The sequence below is a fragment of the Nonomuraea spiralis genome, assembly GCF_014648435.1.
In the GTDB taxonomy this organism is placed as follows: Bacteria; Actinomycetota; Actinomycetes; order Streptosporangiales; family Streptosporangiaceae; genus Nonomuraea; species Nonomuraea spiralis.
Map to the genome: position 1 here is coordinate 371,108 of NZ_BMRC01000009.1, position 18,696 is coordinate 389,803.

Consider the following 18,696-nt stretch of genomic DNA (forward strand, 5'->3'; position numbering starts at 1 on the left):
GTCTACGGTGGGACGGTGGCGTTCAATGACCTGCTGGAAGACCTCGACCACAGCGCCGGCGCGCAGGCCGCGGGCATCAGGCGCGGCTACGGCGGCCCGCCCGCCCGCACGGTGAGCGTGCGCTCGGGCCCCGCCAGGCTGCGCTGTGCCTCGCTGCTCAAACCCCTCTACGCCTGGGTGGCCGCCGACCACATCGACGACGCCGGCCGCTGGCGCCGCCACGCCGAGCCGGCCGTGGTCGTCTCCTCGAACGCCGACACGCTCAGCCTGTGGTTGTCCATCGGCCCCCGCGTCCTGCTGGACGACCTCTACCGGCGTACCGGCGTGCGCTGGGCCCAGCCCGGCGGCGACCCGTCGCGCTTCGGCTCGGTGGAGGTCGCCGCCGACGAGGTCGCCGCCGCGTACGCCGTGTTCGCGCAGGCCGCGGCGGCGGGCGACCCGGTGGCGGCCACCATCCTCGACTGGATGCGGCAGGTGGCGGGGGAGCAGGCGTTCGGCGCCCGCGAGGCGCTCGGCTCGCCCGACGCCGGCGTCAAGTGCGGCTGGTACGGCGCCCCCGACGAGACCTGCCTGCGCACCCACGCCGTGGCGGTGCTCCCGCGCGGCGGCACCCGGGCCACCGTGGTCGTGGCGATGACCGCGCTGCCCTACACCGGCGAGCACGACCGCGAGACCTACCACGCCCGCATCGCCAAGGGCCTGCCGGTCGAGTCCGTGCACGAGGGCCTGGCCGGGGCGCTGCTGCGCGGCCTCATGTCCACCACGCTGTCGGAGCTGGGCCACCGGTCACGCTAGAGTCGGCGCCGTGCGGATCACGGTGCTGGGCGGATGTGGGGCGTGGCCGGCGGCGGGCCAGGCGTGCAGCGGCTATCTGGTCGAGCACGACGGGTTCCACGTGCTCGTCGACCCCGGCTACGCCACGCTGCCGCGGCTGCTCGACCTCATGCCCGCCGAGCGGGTGGACGCCGTGCTGGTCAGCCACGGGCATCCCGACCACTGCTCCGACCTCAACCCGCTGCTGCGCGCCCGCGCCCTGGGCGACGCGCCGCCGGCCGCGCTGCCCGTGCACGCGCCGCCCGGCGCGCTCGACGCCGTGCTCGCGCTCGACAACGCCCGCATGCTGGCCGGCAGCTTCACCCTGCACGACCTGGAGCCGGGCACGCCGCGCGAGATCGGGCCCTTCCGGCTCGACGCGTTCGCGCTGCCGCACCACGTGCCCAACGCCGGGCTGCGGCTGACCGCGGGCGGCCGGGTGGTGGCCTACACGGGCGACACCGGGCCGTCCGCCGACCTGGTGACGCTGGCCGCGGGCGCCGACCTGCTGGTGGCCGAGGCCACCTATCCGCTGCGGGTGCCCGACGAGGACGCCCCCTACCTGTCCAGCGCGCTCGACGCGGGCCGCACCGCCGCGGCGGCGGGCGTCGCCCGGCTGCTGCTCACCCACCTGTGGCCCGGCACCCCGCCCGAGCCCGCGCTCGCGGCGGCGGCCGAGTCCTACGACGGCGACCTCGACGTGGCCACGGCGGGCCTCGTCACGGAGGTGTAGCGCCGAGTCGGTGTGGCGGTGCGGCGCCGCACAGGGCGGCCACCACGTCGGCGAGCTCCGGCGGCTCGACGCCGTACGGCATCTCCTCGGCCCACGTGTGACCGCGGTAGACGCCGAGCTCCTCCTCGGTGAGCGCGGCGGGGGTCACCCGCGGGCGCGCCTCCTCGAACGTGGCCAGGAAGAACGGCTCGGTCTTCACGTAACGCACACCCAGCCAGGAGAAGTCGCGCTCGACGTCCACCCAGTGCTCGCGGACGGCCGAGCCGGGCAGCCCGGTCTCCTCGGCCAGTTCGCGCCTGGCCGCCTCCAGCGGGGTCTCGCCCGGGTCGAGGCCGCCGCCCGGCGGTTCCCAGACGTCCTTGCCGCTGACCGGGTCGTACCAGTGCATGAGCAGGACCCGCCCGTCGCGGTCGAGGCAGACGACTCGGGCGGCGGGACGCCGGCTACTGCCCATTTGGGCCCCCTTTTTCCTCTATGGCGTCCATCGGAAAGACGTTATTCACGCGCTCACCTGACGCTGGAGATCCTTCAGCCGGATCATCCCAGCACTCAGCGAGGAGTACGTCCATGCATCGATGGCGCATCCTGCCCGCTCTCGTGGCCGCGGCCGTGTTGGTCCCCGCGCCGGCGGCCCTGGCCGATCCCGCACCCGTTCCCGAGGGCAAGATCTTCAACGGCGCGACCGCCCCGGCCGCGCCCGTGCCCGTCCCCGACGTCCCGAACGGCATCAGCGCCGACAAGGTCCTGGTCATCGGCCTCGACGGGCTGCGCCACGACCGCATCGCCCCCGCCGACGCCCCCAACCTCGACGCCCTGATCAGCGGCGGCACGTTCGGGCCCAGCCTGCTCTACACCAACCCGATGGCCGCCACCTCCAGCGGCCCCGGCTGGTCCACGATCGCCACCGGCGTCTGGCCCGACCTGCACGGCGTGAAGGACAACACCTTCGCCGGCAAGCACTACGACCAGTACCCCGACTTCCTGACCAGGCTGGAGAACACGGACGCCGCCTACTCCACCTACGCCGCGCTGGACTGGCGGCCGCTCGGCGACCAGGGCACCTTCGGCCCCCGGATCGACGCCAGGGTCGTGCTGGACGGCGACGCCGCCGGCTACCCCGCCGAGGACGAGCGTGTCACCCAGGTCTCCGAGACCGTCCTGCGGACCAGGAACCCGGACGCCTCCTTCGTCTACCTGGGCGCGATCGACATCGCCGGGCACAACAGCGGCGCCGCCTCGGCCGCGTACCTGTCGGCCGTCCACGACGCCGACACCCGGATCGGCCGGCTGCTCGCGGCGGTCAGGGCCAGGCCGTCGTACGCGAGCGAACGCTGGACCGTGATCGTGGCCACCGACCACGGCCACACCGACGCGGGCGGGCACGGGGGCTCCTCCATCGAGGAGCGCCGCACGTTCGTCCTGGCGTCCGGGCCCGGCATCGCCGCCGGGGCGCGGCCGGCCGACACCCGCCTGGTGGACGTGACGGCCGCGGTCTTCACCGGGTTGCGGCTGGGCGTACCGGCCGGGGTGGACGGCAGGCGGGTCGACACCAGGACCGGCGATCCCTTCGAGGGCGTCACGCTGTCCGGCAGGACCGACGAGACCGGCATCCCGGCCGGCGTGCTCGGCTACACGCACACGCCGCCGTCCGGATGGTCGGCGGACGTGTCCAGGATGCCGTCCGGGGGCGTGCAGGAGTGGCGCGGCTGGGCGTTCACGACGGACGAGTTCTGGTCGCGGGCGGCCCGTGACCAGCAGCGGGAGCTGAACGTCCGGTCCAGAGGCATCTTCGCGGTCGCCGACTCCGACGAATGGGACGACAAGTCGCACGGCACCGGGACGTTCGACTCGACCCTGGTCTCGCCCGCCTACACCGTGGCCGGCCGCGCTACCGTCACGCTGTCCTACGCCACCCACTACCGGGCGGAGGGCGCCCAGAAGGCGCAGGTGCTGGTGTCGTTCGACGGCGGCGCGGACACCCTGGTGCGGAACTACCCGGCCGACGCGGTCGCCAGGAACGAGTCGTTCCAGGTGAGCGTGCCGGCGGGGGCCACGTCGATGAAGGTCAGGTTCCACTACTTCGACGCGAGCAACAACTGGTACTGGGCGGTGGACGACCTGCGCGTCTCCTGACCGCGCGGCCTGGGCCCCGTCCGTCGTGGCGGGGCCCCGGTCAGGGGTTGCGGGCGGCGATGGAGGCGTTGAGCGCGGTGGCGAAGGCCGTCCAGCCGACGTAGGGCAGCAGGGCCAGCCCGGCGCGGCGGTCGGCGCGCCGGAATCGTCGCAGGAGCACGAGGTTGGCCGCGTCGAGCGCCACGATGTCGGCCAGGGCCAGGCGCGGGGCGCGGGCGCGGAAGAACAGCGGTGTCCAGGCGGCGTTGAGCGCGAGGTTCACGCCCAGGGCGCGGGCCAGGCCCGCCCGGTCGTGGCCCGAGGTCAGCGCGCGGGCGCCGGCGTAGGCGATCAGGCCGTAGATCGGGGTCCAGACCAGGCCGAACGCCTGCGCGGGCGGCTGCCAGCGGGGTTTGCGCAACGTGCGGTACCAGGCCGTGCCCGAGGCGGTGGCCAGGCTGCCGAGCGTGGCCGTGGCGGCGACCGCGGCGGTGGTGGCGATCAGATTGCGGGCGAACGGGCGTCGGATCTGCATGCGCCACCCCCTACCCGCGGGTCTGCCCGCCTAGGCGCTCTCCGGCTCCTCGATCACGAGGGTGAGCAGCCCGGGGAAACGTTCGTCGAACTCCTCGCGGCGCAGCCGGTTGAGCCGCCGGGTGCCCTCGTCGCGCTGCTCCAGCAGGCCGACCTGACGCAGCACCCCGAAGTGGTGGCTGAGCGTGGACTTGGCCACCCGGAGGTGGGCGAACGTGCCGCAGGCGCGGGACCAGTCGGCCTCCCGCGCCAGCTCGCGGACGATACGGCGGCGGACCGGGTCGCCGAGCGCGTCGAGCGCGGCCTGGAGCGAGACCTCGGCGGGAGAGGTGTGGGTCAGGGCGCGTGTCCTGTTCGATGGCGGTCGAACATTGGTGTAGTGTTCCATCTCGATCGAACATTCTAGTCGAGGGGAGCGGTCATGGAGACCGGGCACTTCGGGGTGTGGCACCCTCTGTTCAGCAAGGTCCCCGCCGAGCGGGCGCGGCGGGCGGCGGCCGAGATCGAGCGGCTGGGCTACGGGTCCGTCTGGATCAACGAGGGCTGGCAGAGCAAGGAGCCCCTCACCACCGCGGCCGTCCTGCTGGCCGCCACCGGCCGCATCGCGGTCGCCACCGGCATCGCCAGCATCTGGGGCCGCGACGCGACGGGCATGACGGCGGGTGCGGTGGCGCTGGCCGACGCCTTCCCCGGCCGTTTCCTGCTGGGCATCGGCGTCAGCCACGGCCCGCTGGTCGGCCGCCGCGGCCACGACTACGCCAAGCCGCTGAGCGCGATGCGCGCCTACCTCGACGGCATGGACGACGCCAAGGAGGGCCTGGTCGAGGCCGAGGCCCCGCGGCTGCTGGCGGCGCTGCGGCCCCGGATGCTGGAGCTGTCCAGAGACCGGGCCGACGGCGCCCACACCTACTTCGTGCCGCCCGAGCACACCGCGCAGGCCCGCCGGATCCTCGGCCCCGACCGGCTGCTGGCGCCCGAGCAGGCCGTGGTCCTGGAGACCGACCCGGCCAGGGCCCGCGAGATCGCCCGCACCCACATGGCCTACTACCTGACCCTGCCCAATTACCTCAACAACCTGCGGGCCCTCGGGTTCACCGACGACGACTTCGCGGGCGGCGGCAGCGACCGGCTGACCGACGCCGTCGTGGCCTGGGGCGACGAGGGCCGGGTGGCCGAGCGGTTGCGTGCCCACCTCGACGCGGGCGCCGACCACGTGGCCGTACAGCCGCTCTCGCCGGGTGCTCCCGACCTCGACGACGCCCTGGGGCAACTCCGGCGCCTGGCCCCGGTCCTCGGTCTCTGAGCCGCCGGGCGCGTCGGTTTGACTTAGAGCGCACTTCAATTCGTAACGTCGGTGCCATGACAACGCCTCAGCACAAGATCGGTTCGGGTTTCGGCGCCAGAAGCACGGCGGACGAGGTGCTCAAGGGCATCGACCTCACCGGCAGGCTCGCGCTCGTCACCGGCGGCTACTCCGGCCTCGGTCTGCAGACCACGCGCGCGCTCACCAGGGCGGGGGCCCGTGTCATCGTCCCGGCCAGGCGTCCGGCCGCGGCGGCGGAGGCGGTGGCCGACATCGACGGCGTCGAGGTGGGCGAGCTCGACCTCGGCGACCTCGACAGCGTGCGCCGCTTCGCCGAGGAGTTCCTGGCCACCGGCCGCGACCTCCACCTCGTGATCAACAACGCCGGGATCATGGCCTGCCCCGAGACGCGGGTCGGCCCCGGCTGGGAGGCGCAGTTCGCGACCAACCACCTCGGCCACTACGCGCTGGTCAACCGCCTGTGGCCGGCCGTCGAACGCGGCGGCGGCCGGGTCGTGGCCGTCTCGTCCGCGGGCCACCGGCGCTCCGGCATGCGCTGGGACGACGTGATGTTCGAGCACGGCTACGACAAGTGGCAGGCCTACGGCCAGGCGAAGACCGCCAACGTGTTGTTCGCCGTGCACCTCGACGCGCTGGCGAAGGACGCGGGTGTACGGGTGTTCGCGGTGCATCCCGGCGGCATCCTCACCCCGCTCCAGCGCCACCTGAGCAAGCAGGAGATGGTCGAGGCGGGCTGGATCGACGAGCAGGGCAACCAGCTCAACACCAGCTTCAAGACGCCGGAGCAGGGCGCGGCCACCCAGGTGTGGGCGGCCACCTCGCCGCAGCTCGCCGACATGGGCGGCGTCTACTGCGAGGACTGCGACATCGCCGAGCAGGCCGGCGGCGCCGGGGGCGGCGTCTACTCCTACGCGACCGACCCCGAGCAGGCCGCCCACCTGTGGCGGCTGTCGGCCGAGCTGACCGGCGTCGACGCGTTCGCCGGGCGGGCCTGAGGGTCAGCGTTTCATCGCGCCGTCGGCGATGGCGTCCGCCGCCTCGCCGATGGCCATGCCCACGATCTCCAGCCGGCGTACCAGTTCGCGCTGTTTGAGGGCGTTCGCGGTGACCTCGCCGGAGAAGATGCGCGAGATCTCGTACTGGTACATGCGCCGGATCGCGCCGCCGGCCTTCTTGGCCTCCAGGGCGTCCTGGACCACCGCCGAGGGCCGGGCGGCCAGGCCGCGCACGGCGCTCTCCAGGGCGTCGATGCCCACGATGACCTGGTCGAGCAGGGGCGTGAAGCGGATCTGGTCGGGCACCCGGTACAGGTGCGACTCGCGTACGAAGTCCCGCAGCGAGTCCAGCACGTCGTCGATCGAGCGCGACAGGCGGAACAGGTCCTCGGGGTCGATGGGCGTGACCAGGGCGGTCTTGAGCTCCTCGACCAGCCGGGCGCGTTCCTCGTCGCCGAGGTGCTCGATCGCGCGCATCTGCTCGTGCGCGCCGGTCCTGCCGACCTCGCCGCCGATCATGGACATCGCCAGCCAGGCGCCTTCCTTGGTGGCCTTGAGCTGGCCGAGCAGGGCGTCCGTGAGCGCGCCGTCCATGCGGCCGGTCATGAGGTCCCGGATCCGGCGCCATCGCTTCACCACGTCCCCCTCAGTGCCTTCAGGACGAACGCCGCGGTCGCGGCCAGCAGCGCGCTCATCGGGAGCGTCAGCAGCCAGGCCACGACGATCTTGACCGCGGCGTACCAGCGGACCCGGCCGCCGCCCTGCGCCACTCCCGCGCCGACCAGCCCACCGGCCACGGCCTGGGTCATGCTCACCGGCATACCCACGGCGGCGCAGGCGGTCACGGCGGTGCCCGCGGCCAGTTCGGCCGCGACGCCGTGCGCGGGGCGGGAGACGATGATCTCGCGGCTCAGCGTACGGCCCGCCCTGGGCAGCCCGTACAGCGCGCCGAGCCCGAACAACACCGCCACCAGCGACGTGCACGCCAGGGGCGCACCCTGGAAGCCGAGCGCGATCATGAAGACGGCCAGCATCTTCTGCCCGTCGTTGGCCGCGTAGGCGAGCGTCTGGAGCAGGAACCCGGCCCGGTGCCAGCGCGTCAGCCCGGGGGCGTCGGTCACCCGTACGAGCAGCCGGATGAGCACCCACGACAACAACGCCCCCACGAACGGCGCCGCCAGCCCGAACGCCAGCACGAGCGCCACCGAGCCGCCCGACACCGGCAGCCCCCACCCCAGCCCGGCCCCGGTGAGCCCGCCCACCACGGCCAGCGTGAGGCTGGTCGGCCGCCCCCGGGCGCTCAGCGTGAACACCACCGCCAGCGCGCAGAGCACGCCGACCGTCATCGCGGCCTGGCCGCCCGGGGCGTGGAAGCCCGCCAGCCGGTTCACGAACGTCAGCGCCACCCGGTACGTGACCAGCGGGACCAGCGCGACGAACAGCACCAGCGCGAGAATGCCGACGACCGGCCGGATCACCGGCAGTTTGAGCCCCGTCGCGAGCAGCGCCCCGCCGTCGTTGATCCCGGACACGACGGCGAACAGCCCCGCCACCACGATCAGTACGACGGTCTCCAACGGCACGTGCCCCATCCCAGTCGGCGCGGTTCAGCACGGACAAGCCCGATTCCCTTATGGCCCTCATAGGTGAAAGGCGGCTGTCCCGTGCGGCGCCACCCCGGATAGCGTCCGTAATGCCCGATACCTACCCAAGATCGAGTGGATGATGGACGAAGAGCTCATTCTGTTGAATCCCGGGCCCGCATGTACGTCGAAGCGGGTCAAGGACGCCCTGCTTCGCGGCGACCTCTGCCACCGCGAGCCCGAGTTCACGGAGTTGCTGTTCAGGATCCGTGAGGCCCTGCCCCGGTGCCTGAACCTCGGCGGCACGCACGAGGCGCTGCTGGTCACCGGTTCTGGAACCGCGGCCATGGAGATGGCGGTCATCAGCTCCGTCCGTGCGGGACGTGGCGTGCTCGTCGTGAACAACGGCGTCTACGGCGACCGGATGATCAAGATCGCCAAGGCGCACGGCATCCCGTTCGACGAGGTCAGGAGCGACTGGACGGTCCCGGCCGACCCCGAGGCCGTCCGCGCCGCGCTGGCCGGGCGGGACGACGTGGACGCCGTGGTCTGCGTGCACCACGAGACCACGACCGGCCTGATCAACCCGATCAAGGAGATCGGCGAGGTCGTGGCCGAGTCCGGCGCGCTGTTCGTGATCGACGCGATCAGCGGCACCGCGATCGAGGACCAGGACCTGGCCGAGGTCAAGGCCGACGTCATCTGCGGCACCGCCAACAAGGGCCTGCACGGGCTGCCCGGCATGTCGTTCATCCTGTGCAGCGAGGCGGCGATCGAGCGTGTCCAGGAGGCGCCCGTGCGCAGCCTGTATCTCAACGCCGCCGGCTACCTGGCCGGGCAGCGCAAGGGCGACGTGCCGTTCACCCCGGCCGTACAGGTCTGCTACTCCCTCGACGAGGCGATCAAGGAGTACGAGGAGGCGGGCGGGTTCGCGGCGCGTACCCGGCTCTACCGCGAGCGGGCCGCCCTGGTCCGGGGCCAGTTCGCACGACTAGGCCTGAAAATCCTCGTTGATGAACAATTCCGGTCAAACACCGTAACAATGCTTCATCTGCCCGAAAACGTTACTTATGCGGCGCTTCACGATGAGCTCAAGAAGCGTGGCTACGTTGTCTACGCCGGTCAGGGGCAACTCTCGGCGGACTTCTTCCGTATCTGCACGATGGGGGAGATCCCCTGGCACCGGCTTGAACAGCTTGAGGACGCGCTCCGAGAGTCGATCGAGGCAGCTAGGGGTTAACAACGACATGCAGCTCAACCTGCACCGGCTCTGGATCTTCATGACGGTCGTGGAGTGCGGCGGCTTCTCGGCCGCCGCGCAGAAGCTCTACCTCAGCCAGCCGTCCGTCTCCCACCAGGTCAGGCAGCTTGAGCAGTCGCTGCGCGCCACGCTGATCGACCGCAGCGGCGCCCGGATCAGGCTCACCCCCGAGGGTGAGGTGATGCTGGAGTACGCCAAGCGCGTCTTCCTGCTGGCCGACGAGGCCGTGGCCGCGATCCGGCAGGTCTCGGGGCTGCAGACCGGCAAGCTGGTCGCGGGGGGCACCACCACCGTCGGCACGTACCTCCTGCCGCCGTTGCTGGCCGCCTTCCGCGACCGTCACCCCGGCATCGAGCTCGGCATCCAGGTCGGCAACGGCCAGCGGGTCGAACGCGGGCTCGTGGACGGCGAGATCGGCGTCGCGGTGCTGGCCGGGGAGCCCGGGGCGGCGCAGCTCGTCAGCGAGCCGATCCTGGAGGACCGGCTCGTCCTCATCACCCAGCCGGGCCACCGGCTGTCCAGCAGGGGCCGCGCCGAGCCCGCGGACCTGGCCGGCGAGCTCTTCCTCATCCGCGAGCCGGGCTCCTCCACGCGCGAGCTGCAGGAGCAGGCCCTGGAGACGTGGGGGCTGGAGGAGGCGGGCCGTACCGAGATCTGGGGCCCCGAGACGATCAAACAGGCGGTCGCCGCCGGGCTCGGCGTCTCGCTGGTGTCCGAGCACTGCGTCGAGCAGGAGCTCGCCGACGGGCGGCTGGCGGCCCTGGAGGTGCTGCCCGCGCCCAAGCCCCGCCCCATCGTGCTGGCCCACCGCCGCGACCGCCTGCTGGGCCCCGCCGAACAGGCATTCATCGCCATGCTGCGCAACGTGCGGAGCTGGCCGGGGATCAATCGCTTGAGGAGCATCTCTTGACATCCCTGCCCTCCCGGGCACAGGTCGTGATCATCGGTGGCGGCATCGCCGGTTGCAGCGTGGCCTACCACCTGGCCGAGCTGGGCTGGACCGACGTCGTGGTGCTCGAACAGGGCCGGCTGTCCTGCGGCACCACCTGGCACGCCGCCGGGCTCGTCGGCCAGCTGCGCGGCACCGAGAGCATGACCAGACTGATCAAGTACAGCACCGACCTGTACGCCCGGCTGGAGGCCGAGACCGGCTTCGGCACCGGCTGGAAGCAGTGCGGCAGCCTCAGCGTGGCCCGTACCCCCGAGCGCATGACCCAGCTCAGGCGCACCGCGGCCGGCGCCAGGAACCACGGCGTCCAGGCCGAGGTCGTCAGCCCGCGCGAGGCCGGGGAGTTGTGGCCGGTCATGCGCACCGACGACCTGGTGGGCGGTGTGTGGCTGCCCGGCGACGGCAAGGCCGACCCGTCGGACCTCACCCAGGCGCTCGCGCGGGGCGCGCAGCGGCGCGGCGTGCAGGTGATCGAGCGGGTCCGCGTCACCGGCGTCACCGTACGCGACGGCGCCGTGCGCGGCGTGGACACCTCCGAGGGCCACATCGAGACCGAGGTGCTGGTCAACTGCGCGGGCCAGTGGGCCAAGGAGATCGGCAGGATGGCCGGCGCGACCGTCCCGCTGCACTCGGCCGAGCACTACTACGTCGTGACCGAGCGGATCCCCGGCGTCCGCCCCGACCTGCCCGTACTGCGCGACCCCGACGGGTACGCCTACTTCAAGGAGGAGGTCGGCGGCCTGGTCGTGGGCGGCTTCGAGCCGGACGCCAAGCCGTGGGGCATGGACGGCATCCCCCACCCGTTCGAGTTCCAGCTCCTGGACGAGGACTGGGACCAGTTCGCGATCATCATGGAGAACGCGATCCAGCGTGTCCCGGCCCTGGACAGCGCCGGGGTGCGGATGTTCTACAACGGGCCGGAGAGCTTCACGCCGGACAACATGTTCCTGCTGGGCGAGACACCCGAGGTACGCGGCCTCTTCGTCGGCGCCGGGTTCAACTCCGCCGGGATCGCCTCGGCGGGCGGCGCCGGCCGCGCGCTGGCCGAGTGGATCGTGAACGGCGCGCCGACCGGCGACCTGTGGCCCGCCGACGTCCGGCGCTTCGCCCGCTGGGCCGACAACGACACCTGGCTGCGCGACCGCGTCACCGAGACGCTGGGGCTGCACTACGCGATGTCCTGGCCGGACAGAGAGTTGCGGACGGCCCGGCCGCTGCGCCGCTCCCCGGTGCACCACCTGCTGGAACGGGCGGGCGCGTGCTTCGGGTCGAAGATGGGCTGGGAGCGGGTCAACTACTTCGGGCCCGCCACACCGCACACGTTCGGGCGGCCCGAGTGGCAGCCGTACGTGGACGCCGAGGTGGCGGCCTGCCGGAACGCGGCGGCGCTGTTCGACCAGACGGCCTTCTCCAAGTTCGTCCTCAAGGGCCCCGAGGCCATGGAGGCGCTGCAGTGGCTCTGCACCGCCGACGTGGACGTCGAGGTCGGCCGCGTCGTCTACACCGGCCTGCTCAACGACCGGGGCGGCTACGAGTCGGACCTGACGGTGACCCGGGTGGCCGCCGACGAGTACCTGATCGTGACGGGCTCGGCCCAGACGACCAAGGACTTCGACCACATCTCCAAGGGCCTCGGCGACCGGCGGGCGGTCCTGGTGGATGTCACCGGCGCGTACGCCGTCTTCGGGGTGATGGGCCCGTCCTCGCGGGCGATACTGCGGTCGGTGTCGAGGGCCGACTTCTCCGCCTTCGACTTCGGCACGTCCCGCCTGGTCGACCTCGGCCACGCCACCGTACGAGCCACCCGCGTCACCTACGTCGGCGAGCTGGGCTGGGAGCTGTACGTGCCCGCCGAGTTCGCCGTCACCGTGCACGAGACCCTCATGGGCACCGGTGAGCTGACCCAGGCCGGCCACTACGCCATCGAGGCCATGCGCATCGAGAAGGGTTACCGCGCGTGGGGCCGCGAACTGGGCCCCGAGATCACCCCCGCCGCCGCCGGACTGCGTTTCACCTGCAAGAAGAGCGGCGGCTTCCGCGGCGCGCGGCACGCCCTGGAGACCCCGTCACGCAGGGTAGTCTCGATCGTGCTGGACGATCCCGCCGCACACCTGTGGGGCGGCGAGTCCCTGCTGTCCGACGGCGCCCCGGTGGGCTACGTCACCTCGGCCGCCCACAGCCCGACGCTCGGCAGGTCCGTGGCGCTCGGCCTGGTCACCGAGCTCTCACCGGAGGGCCGCACGCTGGAGAAGGTGGAGGTGGACGTGGCCGGCGACCTGTACTCTGCCCAGATCAGCCTCAAGGCGCCCTACGATCCCACCTCCGCGAGAGTGAAGGCATGAGCAGCCACGCCGAGTACATCCTGACCCTGTCCTGCCCCGACCGCCCCGGCGTGGTGGCCGCCGTCTCCGGCCTGCTCGCCGGGCACGGGTGCAACATCATCGAGAGCCAGCAGTTCGGCGACCGGGTCGCCCAGCGGTTCTTCATGCGCGTGCAGTTCTCCGGCCCCCTCGGCCACGACGAGCTGGGCGCCGCCTTCGCCGCCCTCGCCCCCGACTTCGCCATGGAGTTCAGGCTGCGCGACGTGGCGCGGAAGCCGCGCGTGCTGATCATGGTCAGCCGGTTCGACCACTGCCTCAACGACCTGCTCTACCGAGTCAGGTCGAAGACCCTCGACATCGAGATCGTCGCGGTCGCCTCCAACCACCCCGACCTGCGCCCGCTCACCCAGTCCTACGGCATCGACTACCACCACCTGCCGATCACGCCCGAGACCAAGCCCAGGCAGGAGGCCGAGGTGCTGGCGCTGGTCGAGCACTACCAGGTCGACCTGGTGGTGCTGGCCCGCTACATGCAGGTGCTCTCGGAGGACCTGTGCGAGAAGCTGGCCGGGCGGGCGATCAACATCCACCACTCGTTCCTGCCGTCGTTCAAGGGCGCCAAGCCGTACCACCAGGCCCACAACCGGGGTGTCAAGCTGATCGGGGCGACCGCCCACTACGTGACCTCCGACCTCGACGAGGGGCCGATCATCGAGCAGGAGGTCGCCCGGGTCAACCACAGCCACTCGCCCGACGACCTGGTGCGGATCGGCCGTGACGTGGAGTGTGTCGCGCTGGCCCGCGCGGTCCAGTGGCACGCCGAGCAGCGTGTCCTGCTCGACGGCCACAAGACCGTCGTCTTCCCCCGCTGACGGCCCGCCGGCCCGCGACTACGGGCGATAGGTCCCGAAGAACCAGCGATTGCCCTCGGGGTCCTCGCACGCGTACTCGCGCGAGCCGTACGACTGGTCGGTGAGCTCCATGGTGATCACGGCCCCCGCGGCCCTGGCGCGATCGTGATGGGCGTCCACCTCGTCGACCGCGATGTAGACGCCGGGCCCGCCCGGGTCGCCGCGGCCGATCATGATCAGGTCGTCCCCGACGAACAGCTCGGCGTGCTTGACGACGCCGTCGGCGTCCTTCGACGACTCGTGCAGGCGGAACCCGAACGCCTCGGACAGGAAGTCGATCGCCGCCCGCGCGTCCTCGTAGCGGGCCAGTGCGTAGACAGTGCGTTTCATGGGTTCAGGATGCCCGCGGGGTCGCCCGCGGGTCTTGGACGAATCTGACCGGGCGTGGCGCCACCGAGCGCCCGGAACTCCCGGTTCATGTGGGCCTGGTCGTAGAAGCCGCATTCGGCCGCGACCGCGGCGATCGACCGGCCCGAACGCAGCAACCCCGCCGCGCGGCCGAACCTGATCACCCGGGCCGCCGCCTTCGGGGGCAGCCCGACCTGGTCGTGGAAGCGCGCCACGAGATGGCGGTGGCTCCAGCCCAGCGACTCGGCCAGCGACGACACGGCGAGCCGCCCGCCCGACTCCAGCAGCCGCGCCCACGCCCACGGCAGCTCGGGCCCCACCTCGGGCCCGGCGAGGATGCGCCGGGTCAGCAGCCGGTCGGTCAGGGCCAGCCGCTCCCGCCAGGACGGCGTCGCGGCCAGCCGGTCGAGCAACTCCCCGGCCCACGGCCCGAGCACCGCCTCCACGGCGATCACCCGGTTCGTCAGGTGCCGCATCGGCAACGCGTGCAGCCGCCGCGCCCCGAACGGCGTGAGCACCACCTCCACGCCCTCGCACGGCCCGGTGACGCGGGTGAGCGTGGACCGGTCGGAGAGCCCGCCCGTGAACGCCCTGACCCGTTCCCCGCCCGCCTCCATGGGCGCGCCGACGCCCAGGATGAGCACCGCGCCGGGCATCGCCGCCTCGGTGCGCGTGACGGGCGCGGGATAGTGCTCGCTGTACGCGCACAACCTCGTGACGTACGGCCGCAGCGCAGCGCTGGGGACGGCCTCCACCATGACCGGCCCCGGCGCGCTCATGCCATCGACACTACAGACCGGTGTGCTCGGCGAGGAAGGTCAGCGTGTCGGCCGACAGATCGACCGTACGGCTCACCGACCGGGCGCCGTGGCCCACCTCGGTCTCGTTGCGCAGCAGCACCGGCCGCCCGCCCGCCGAGGCGTGCTGCAACGCCGCGCACATCTTCCAGGCGTGCAGCGGGTGCACACGCGTGTCGGACTGGAAGACGGTGAACAGCGTCGCCGGGTAGGACACCGACTCCTCGACGCGGTGGTAGGGCGAATAGTCCCACAACCAGCCGAACTGCTCGGGGTCGTCGGCGCTGCCGTACTCGACGTTCCAGGTGGCGCCGAGGCCGAACTTCTCGTACCTGATCATGTCGAGCAGCGGCGCCGAGCAGACCACGGCCGCGTACAGGTCGGGGCGCTGGGTCAGCGCGGCGCCGACCAGCAGGCCGCCGTTGGAGCCGCCGGAGATGCCGAGCCGGTCGCGGGTGGTGACACCGGTCTCGACGAGGTGCTCGGCCGCCGCGTGGAAGTCGTCGAACACGTTCTGCTTGTTGGCCAGCATGCCCGCGCGGTGCCAGTCCTCGCCCTCCTCGCCGCCGCCGCGCAGGTTGGCGATGGCGTAGACGCCGCCCGCCTCGACCCAGGCCAGGATCGAGGCCGAGTAGCCGGGGGTCATGGACAGGCCGAAGCCGCCGTAGCCGTACAGGATGGTGGGCCGGGGGCCGGGGGTGTCGTCGTCGGGGGCGATGATCAGCATGCGGACGTCGGTGCCGTCCTTCGACCGGTAGACCGCCTGCGACGTACGCACCGGCGGCACCTCGACCGCACCGGGGGAGGCGGCCCACAGCGTGGTCTCGCCCGTCCTGGCGTCGTAGCGCTGGATCGTCGGCGGCGTGGTGTTGTCGGTGTAGCCGAACCAGGCCTCGAAACCGCCCTCGGGACGCTCGGAGATGCCGCCGATCGTGCCCAGGCCCGGCGTCGGCACCGTGCTCAGGCGCTCGCCGGTCGCCAGGTCGTGCACGGTGATCTCGCTGATCGCGTGGCGGGTCCAGCCCACCAGCATGACCGGGCGTTCGAGGTCGTCGAGGATCGCGAAGTCGGACAGCACCGCCTCGGGGTCCTCGGGGATCAGGTCGCGCCAGGTCTCGTAGCCGGGGTCGGCCGGGTCGGTCACGCACACCCGGCCGCGGGGGGAGTCCCGGTCGGTGTGCACGTAGAGCCGGCCGTCGCGGCCGAACACCAGGGCGGTCTGCGCGTCGACGCCCTCCTGGACGACCTTCAGGTCGGGGTCGTCGGCCGGGGAGGCGGTCAGGTCGGCCACCCACAGGTCGTTGCGCGGCGCGGTGCCCTCGTGCGCCGAGACCTGGAGCCAGTGGCCGTCGCGCGAGACGGACACGCCGTAGTAGTTGGTCATCTTCAGCCCCTGGCCGAAGATCATCGTGTCGTCCTCGGTCGAGGTGCCGACGCGGTGGAGGTAGACGCGGCGGTGGAACTGCGCCTCGTTCTCCGGCACCTCGGTGCGCGGCAGCCTGCGCACGTAGTAGAACGCCTCGCCGCCCGGCAGCCAGGCGATGGGGGAGTAGCGGCAGCGGTCGATCGGGCCCTCGACGCGCAGCCCGGTCGTGACGTCCATCACGTAGAGGATCGACTCCTCGTCGCCGCCCACCGAGATCTGGTACGCCAGCAGCCGCCCTTCCTTGTCGGGCTGCGCGGCGTCGAGCGTGGTGAGACCGGACGGGTCGATCTCCATCGGGTCGATCAGCGGCCGCTCGGTGCCGTCGGGCTCGACGACGTAGTAGACCGCGTGCTCCTGGTCGGGCGTACGGCGGCTGAAGAACTGCCGGCCGCCGCGCCAGGCCGGGGGCCCCACCGAGCCGGACCGCAGCAGCTCGGCGATGCGGTCCTTGAACCGCTGCTCGCCGCGCTGGGCGCCGTACAGCTCGGCCTGCGCGAGCAGCCATTCCTTGGTGTCCGGACCGTCAGGGTCCTCCAGCCACCGGTACGGGTCTGGAACGGGCGTTTCGTGCAGGATGTCGACGACGTCTTCGCGGCGTGCCGTCGGATAAGGCTCTCGCGTCATGCCAGGAACCCTACTGCCAAGGTGGGGGCGTAAAGCGCTGGTGAAGCGGGCATAAAACGTAACGTGTGTCCCTCTGGTCATTCCGGCTTGAAGATTATGGGGTGGCGGGGACGCTCCGGCTAACGCCAGACTTGGTGACAGGACGGTGCCGTGGTGACCATCCGCTGGACCGTCCGGCGGAGGTCCATGTGACGGAAGCACCAGTGCCCCAGGAGGGCCCGACAGGCGGGACATGCCGCGGCATGTCCCCTTTGATACGCGCGCAGCAGGGAGAGGCTCGATGACGCGCCAAGTCCTGCTGCTCAACGCCACCTACGAGCCGCTCACCACCCTCTCGCTCCACCGGGCCATCGTGCTCGTGCTGCGGGAGAAGGCCGACGTCGTGCACCGCGACGGGCGGGGCGCCCAGCTCCGCTCGGCGAGCTGCACCCTCGACGTGCCCTCGGTGATCCGGCTCCGCAGATACGTCCGCATCCCCTACCGATCTCGCATCCCGCTGACCAGGGCCGCCCTCATGCGACGCGACGACTATCGCTGCGCCTACTGCGGGCTGCGGGCCGAGACCATCGACCACGTCATCCCGAGGTCGCGCGGCGGCACCCACACGTGGGAGAACTGCGTCGCCTCGTGCACGACCTGCAACCACCGCAAGGCCGACAAATACCTGGAGGAGCTGGGCTGGACGCTGCGCGTCAGCCCGGCGGTGCCGAGGGGCGCCCACTGGCGGCTCATCGGCGCCTCGCTGGTGGGCGATCCTCAATGGGCGCCCTACCTGGAGGCGGCGGCCTGAACGCCTTTGAAGCCGGAGGCCGCGGCCTGTCACCATGACGGGTATGTGGACCTTCACCTCTGATCCGGAGGAATTCGCCGAGGTCGCCGAGCCGTTCCTGCTCGGCGACCCGGTCGGCAACACGGTCCCGCTGACCGTCCTCGCCGAGCTGCGCGCAGGCCGGCCCGCCAAAGACGCCTTCTTCGCCTGGTGGAGCGCCGGCGGCCGGGTGTGCGGCGCCGCCTTCCGTACCCCGCCCGCCCCCGTGGCCCTCACCCGCATGCCCGCCGAGGCCGTCGCCCCGCTGGTCGAGGCGCTGAACGGCGACCTGCCCCGGGTGGTGGGGCCGGTGGAGGTGACGTCCGAGGTGGTAGAACTGCTCGGGGAGCCCTCCCGGGTGGTGTCCGAACGGCTCTACCGCCTCGGCGCGCTCGCCGTCCCCTCGGTGCCCGGCCGCGGCCGGCTCGCCGGGCCCGGCGACTTCCCGCTGATGGTGAGCTGGTACCAGGCGTTCGGGGACGAGGTCGGCCTCGGCGAGGCGCACGACGTCGCCGAGCGGGTCGCCCAGCGGGTGGCCGGGCGCGAGCTGTTCGTCTGGGAAGCCGGCGGAGCGCCGGTCTCGCTGGCCGGGCTGGGCCACGCCGCCGGCGGGGTGTGCCGCGTCGGCCCGGTCTACACGCCCCCGTCGTGCCGCAGGAAGGGCTACGGCGCCGCCGTCACCGCGTACGCCAGCGGGGTGGGCCTGGCCGAGCGGTGCGACCAGGTCGTGCTCTTCACCGACCTGGACAACCCGACGAGCAACGCCGTCTACCGTTCGATCGGCTACGTGCCCGTCTCCGACCATGCGCACCTGGCCTACGACGGCTCCCGCCGACCGCCCGCCGCGGGTTAGGCTTGTCGGCATGCCGCGTTACGACTTCCGCTGCCGCGCCTGCGGCTCCACGTTCGAGGTCTCCCGTCCCATGTCGGCCTCAGACGACCCGGCGACCTGCCCGGATGGCCATGGCGACACGGTCAAGCTGCTGTCCACGGTCTCCGTGACCGGTGGCGCCGCCGCTCCCCGCGCGACCGGTGGTGGCGGCGGGGGCTGCTGCGGCGGCGGTTGCTGCTCGTCCTGACCGCCGGGCGCGGGTGAGCACCTCCACCGCGGCCCGCGCCGCCTCCTCCACGGTCGTCACGCCCGTGCTCAGGTCCGG

At 72.3% G+C, this 18,696-nt stretch carries 20 protein-coding genes; 12 read left to right on the top strand and 8 right to left on the bottom strand.

From position 1 onward, the window contains the following. Positions 1-15 precede the first annotated feature (15 nt). Positions 16-795, top strand: coding sequence for a hypothetical protein (locus IEZ27_RS24530; protein ID WP_189649381.1), 780 nt, complete (start codon positions 16-18; stop codon positions 793-795). 10 nt (positions 796-805) lie between these two features. After that, on the top strand, positions 806-1,546 hold the full coding sequence (locus IEZ27_RS24535; RefSeq protein ID WP_189649382.1) for an MBL fold metallo-hydrolase: 741 nt from the start codon (positions 806-808) through the stop codon (positions 1,544-1,546). Here the strand turns inward: IEZ27_RS24535 and IEZ27_RS24540 are convergent. After that, complete coding sequence (locus IEZ27_RS24540; RefSeq protein WP_189649383.1) at positions 1,533-2,000, bottom strand: NUDIX domain-containing protein; 468 nt, start codon at positions 1,998-2,000, stop codon at positions 1,533-1,535. The genes IEZ27_RS24535 and IEZ27_RS24540 overlap by 14 nt on opposite strands. Positions 2,001-2,113: 113 nt before the next feature. Here IEZ27_RS24540 and IEZ27_RS24545 point away from each other — a divergent pair, with 113 nt between their 5' ends. Then, positions 2,114-3,679: an alkaline phosphatase family protein gene (locus IEZ27_RS24545; RefSeq protein ID WP_189649384.1), complete on the top strand. Its 1,566-nt coding sequence runs from the start codon at positions 2,114-2,116 to the stop codon at positions 3,677-3,679. 40 nt (positions 3,680-3,719) lie between these two features. Here IEZ27_RS24545 and IEZ27_RS24550 read toward each other — a convergent pair whose 3' ends face one another. Both IEZ27_RS24550 and IEZ27_RS24555 read right to left on the bottom strand, forming a co-directional pair. After that, positions 3,720-4,193 carry a TspO/MBR family protein gene (locus IEZ27_RS24550; RefSeq protein ID WP_189649385.1) on the bottom strand — a complete coding sequence of 158 codons (474 nt, stop codon included), beginning with the start codon at positions 4,191-4,193 and terminating at the stop codon, positions 3,720-3,722. 30 nt (positions 4,194-4,223) lie between these two features. Beyond that, positions 4,224-4,580: an ArsR/SmtB family transcription factor gene (locus tag IEZ27_RS24555; RefSeq protein ID WP_189649386.1), complete on the bottom strand. Its 357-nt coding sequence runs from the start codon at positions 4,578-4,580 to the stop codon at positions 4,224-4,226. Positions 4,581-4,613: 33 nt separating this feature from the next. Here IEZ27_RS24555 and IEZ27_RS24560 point away from each other — a divergent pair, with 33 nt between their 5' ends. Further along, positions 4,614-5,495, top strand: a complete 882-nt coding sequence (locus IEZ27_RS24560) for an LLM class F420-dependent oxidoreductase (RefSeq protein WP_189649387.1) — start codon at positions 4,614-4,616, stop codon at positions 5,493-5,495. A gap of 56 nt (positions 5,496-5,551) precedes the next feature. Beyond that, positions 5,552-6,511: an SDR family NAD(P)-dependent oxidoreductase gene (locus tag IEZ27_RS24565; RefSeq protein WP_189649388.1), complete on the top strand. Its 960-nt coding sequence runs from the start codon at positions 5,552-5,554 to the stop codon at positions 6,509-6,511. Between the two features lie 3 nt (positions 6,512-6,514). On the opposite strand, the gene IEZ27_RS24570 is transcribed toward IEZ27_RS24565, so the two are convergent. Further along, positions 6,515-7,147 carry a DUF47 domain-containing protein gene (locus IEZ27_RS24570; RefSeq protein WP_125636403.1) on the bottom strand — a complete coding sequence of 211 codons (633 nt, stop codon included), beginning with the start codon at positions 7,145-7,147 and terminating at the stop codon, positions 6,515-6,517. Then, entirely contained in the window at positions 7,144-8,094 is a 951-nt protein-coding gene (locus IEZ27_RS24575; protein ID WP_229824289.1) for an inorganic phosphate transporter, read from the bottom strand. The genes IEZ27_RS24570 and IEZ27_RS24575 overlap by 4 nt, the downstream gene beginning before the upstream one ends. A gap of 139 nt (positions 8,095-8,233) precedes the next feature. Between IEZ27_RS24575 and IEZ27_RS24580 the strand changes: the two genes are divergently transcribed. Genes IEZ27_RS24580 through purU form a run of 4 tightly spaced genes read left to right on the top strand, consistent with a single transcriptional unit; the run spans position 8,234 to position 13,497 of the window. Beyond that, positions 8,234-9,334: a pyridoxal-phosphate-dependent aminotransferase family protein gene (locus IEZ27_RS24580; protein ID WP_189649389.1), complete on the top strand. Its 1,101-nt coding sequence runs from the start codon at positions 8,234-8,236 to the stop codon at positions 9,332-9,334. 7 nt (positions 9,335-9,341) lie between these two features. After that, on the top strand, positions 9,342-10,265 hold the full coding sequence (locus IEZ27_RS24585; RefSeq protein WP_125636405.1) for a LysR family transcriptional regulator: 924 nt from the start codon (positions 9,342-9,344) through the stop codon (positions 10,263-10,265). Continuing rightward, on the top strand, positions 10,262-12,646 hold the full coding sequence (locus tag IEZ27_RS24590) for a GcvT family protein (RefSeq protein WP_229824290.1): 2,385 nt from the start codon (positions 10,262-10,264) through the stop codon (positions 12,644-12,646). The genes IEZ27_RS24585 and IEZ27_RS24590 overlap by 4 nt, the downstream gene beginning before the upstream one ends. Further along, positions 12,643-13,497 carry a formyltetrahydrofolate deformylase gene (gene purU / locus IEZ27_RS24595; protein ID WP_189649390.1) on the top strand — a complete coding sequence of 285 codons (855 nt, stop codon included), beginning with the start codon at positions 12,643-12,645 and terminating at the stop codon, positions 13,495-13,497. Before IEZ27_RS24590 ends, purU begins: the two co-directional genes overlap by 4 nt. An 18-nt stretch (positions 13,498-13,515) precedes the next feature. Here the strand turns inward: purU and IEZ27_RS24600 are convergent, their stop codons facing one another. From IEZ27_RS24600 to IEZ27_RS24610, 3 genes are read right to left on the bottom strand one after another with little or no spacing between them, the layout of a single operon-like run. After that, the gene (locus IEZ27_RS24600) at positions 13,516-13,866 is read right to left on the bottom strand and encodes a VOC family protein (protein WP_189649391.1); all 351 of its coding nucleotides are present in this window, start codon (positions 13,864-13,866) and stop codon (positions 13,516-13,518) included. Then, positions 13,863-14,663, bottom strand: a complete 801-nt coding sequence (locus IEZ27_RS24605) for a helix-turn-helix domain-containing protein (RefSeq protein WP_189649392.1) — start codon at positions 14,661-14,663, stop codon at positions 13,863-13,865. The genes IEZ27_RS24600 and IEZ27_RS24605 overlap by 4 nt, the downstream gene beginning before the upstream one ends. A 10-nt stretch (positions 14,664-14,673) precedes the next feature. Then, positions 14,674-16,731 carry a prolyl oligopeptidase family serine peptidase gene (locus IEZ27_RS24610; protein WP_189649393.1) on the bottom strand — a complete coding sequence of 686 codons (2,058 nt, stop codon included), beginning with the start codon at positions 16,729-16,731 and terminating at the stop codon, positions 14,674-14,676. Positions 16,732-17,011: 280 nt separating this feature from the next. On the opposite strand from IEZ27_RS24610, the gene IEZ27_RS24615 reads away from it, so the two are divergent. From IEZ27_RS24615 to IEZ27_RS24625, 3 genes are read left to right on the top strand one after another with little or no spacing between them, the layout of a single operon-like run. Further along, positions 17,012-17,521: an HNH endonuclease gene (locus IEZ27_RS24615; RefSeq protein ID WP_125636410.1), complete on the top strand. Its 510-nt coding sequence runs from the start codon at positions 17,012-17,014 to the stop codon at positions 17,519-17,521. Positions 17,522-17,564: 43 nt separating this feature from the next. Continuing rightward, the gene (locus IEZ27_RS24620; protein ID WP_189649394.1) at positions 17,565-18,392 is read left to right on the top strand and encodes a GNAT family N-acetyltransferase; all 828 of its coding nucleotides are present in this window, start codon (positions 17,565-17,567) and stop codon (positions 18,390-18,392) included. Positions 18,393-18,402: 10 nt separating this feature from the next. Then, entirely contained in the window at positions 18,403-18,618 is a 216-nt protein-coding gene (locus IEZ27_RS24625) for an FmdB family zinc ribbon protein (protein WP_189649395.1), read from the top strand. Positions 18,619-18,696 lie beyond the last annotated feature (78 nt).

Excerpts from the sequence above, each read along its gene's own strand:
- IEZ27_RS24540 (WP_189649383.1), bottom strand. The coding sequence starts at position 2,000 with ATGGGCAGTAGCCGGCGTCCCGCCGCCCGAGTCGTCTGCCTCGACCGC.
- IEZ27_RS24545 (WP_189649384.1), top strand. The coding sequence starts at position 2,114 with ATGCATCGATGGCGCATCCTGCCCGCTCTCGTGGCCGCGGCCGTGTTG.
- IEZ27_RS24550 (WP_189649385.1), bottom strand. The coding sequence starts at position 4,193 with ATGCAGATCCGACGCCCGTTCGCCCGCAATCTGATCGCCACCACCGCC.
- IEZ27_RS24555 (WP_189649386.1), bottom strand. The coding sequence starts at position 4,580 with ATGGAACACTACACCAATGTTCGACCGCCATCGAACAGGACACGCGCC.
- IEZ27_RS24560 (WP_189649387.1), top strand. The coding sequence starts at position 4,614 with ATGGAGACCGGGCACTTCGGGGTGTGGCACCCTCTGTTCAGCAAGGTC.
- IEZ27_RS24565 (WP_189649388.1), top strand. The coding sequence starts at position 5,552 with ATGACAACGCCTCAGCACAAGATCGGTTCGGGTTTCGGCGCCAGAAGC.
- IEZ27_RS24580 (WP_189649389.1), top strand. The coding sequence starts at position 8,234 with ATGATGGACGAAGAGCTCATTCTGTTGAATCCCGGGCCCGCATGTACG.
- IEZ27_RS24585 (WP_125636405.1), top strand. The coding sequence starts at position 9,342 with ATGCAGCTCAACCTGCACCGGCTCTGGATCTTCATGACGGTCGTGGAG.
- purU (WP_189649390.1), top strand. The coding sequence starts at position 12,643 with ATGAGCAGCCACGCCGAGTACATCCTGACCCTGTCCTGCCCCGACCGC.
- IEZ27_RS24600 (WP_189649391.1), bottom strand. The coding sequence starts at position 13,866 with ATGAAACGCACTGTCTACGCACTGGCCCGCTACGAGGACGCGCGGGCG.
- IEZ27_RS24605 (WP_189649392.1), bottom strand. The coding sequence starts at position 14,663 with ATGAGCGCGCCGGGGCCGGTCATGGTGGAGGCCGTCCCCAGCGCTGCG.
- IEZ27_RS24610 (WP_189649393.1), bottom strand. The coding sequence starts at position 16,731 with ATGACGCGAGAGCCTTATCCGACGGCACGCCGCGAAGACGTCGTCGAC.
- IEZ27_RS24615 (WP_125636410.1), top strand. The coding sequence starts at position 17,012 with ATGACGCGCCAAGTCCTGCTGCTCAACGCCACCTACGAGCCGCTCACC.
- IEZ27_RS24620 (WP_189649394.1), top strand. The coding sequence starts at position 17,565 with ATGTGGACCTTCACCTCTGATCCGGAGGAATTCGCCGAGGTCGCCGAG.
- IEZ27_RS24625 (WP_189649395.1), top strand. The coding sequence starts at position 18,403 with ATGCCGCGTTACGACTTCCGCTGCCGCGCCTGCGGCTCCACGTTCGAG.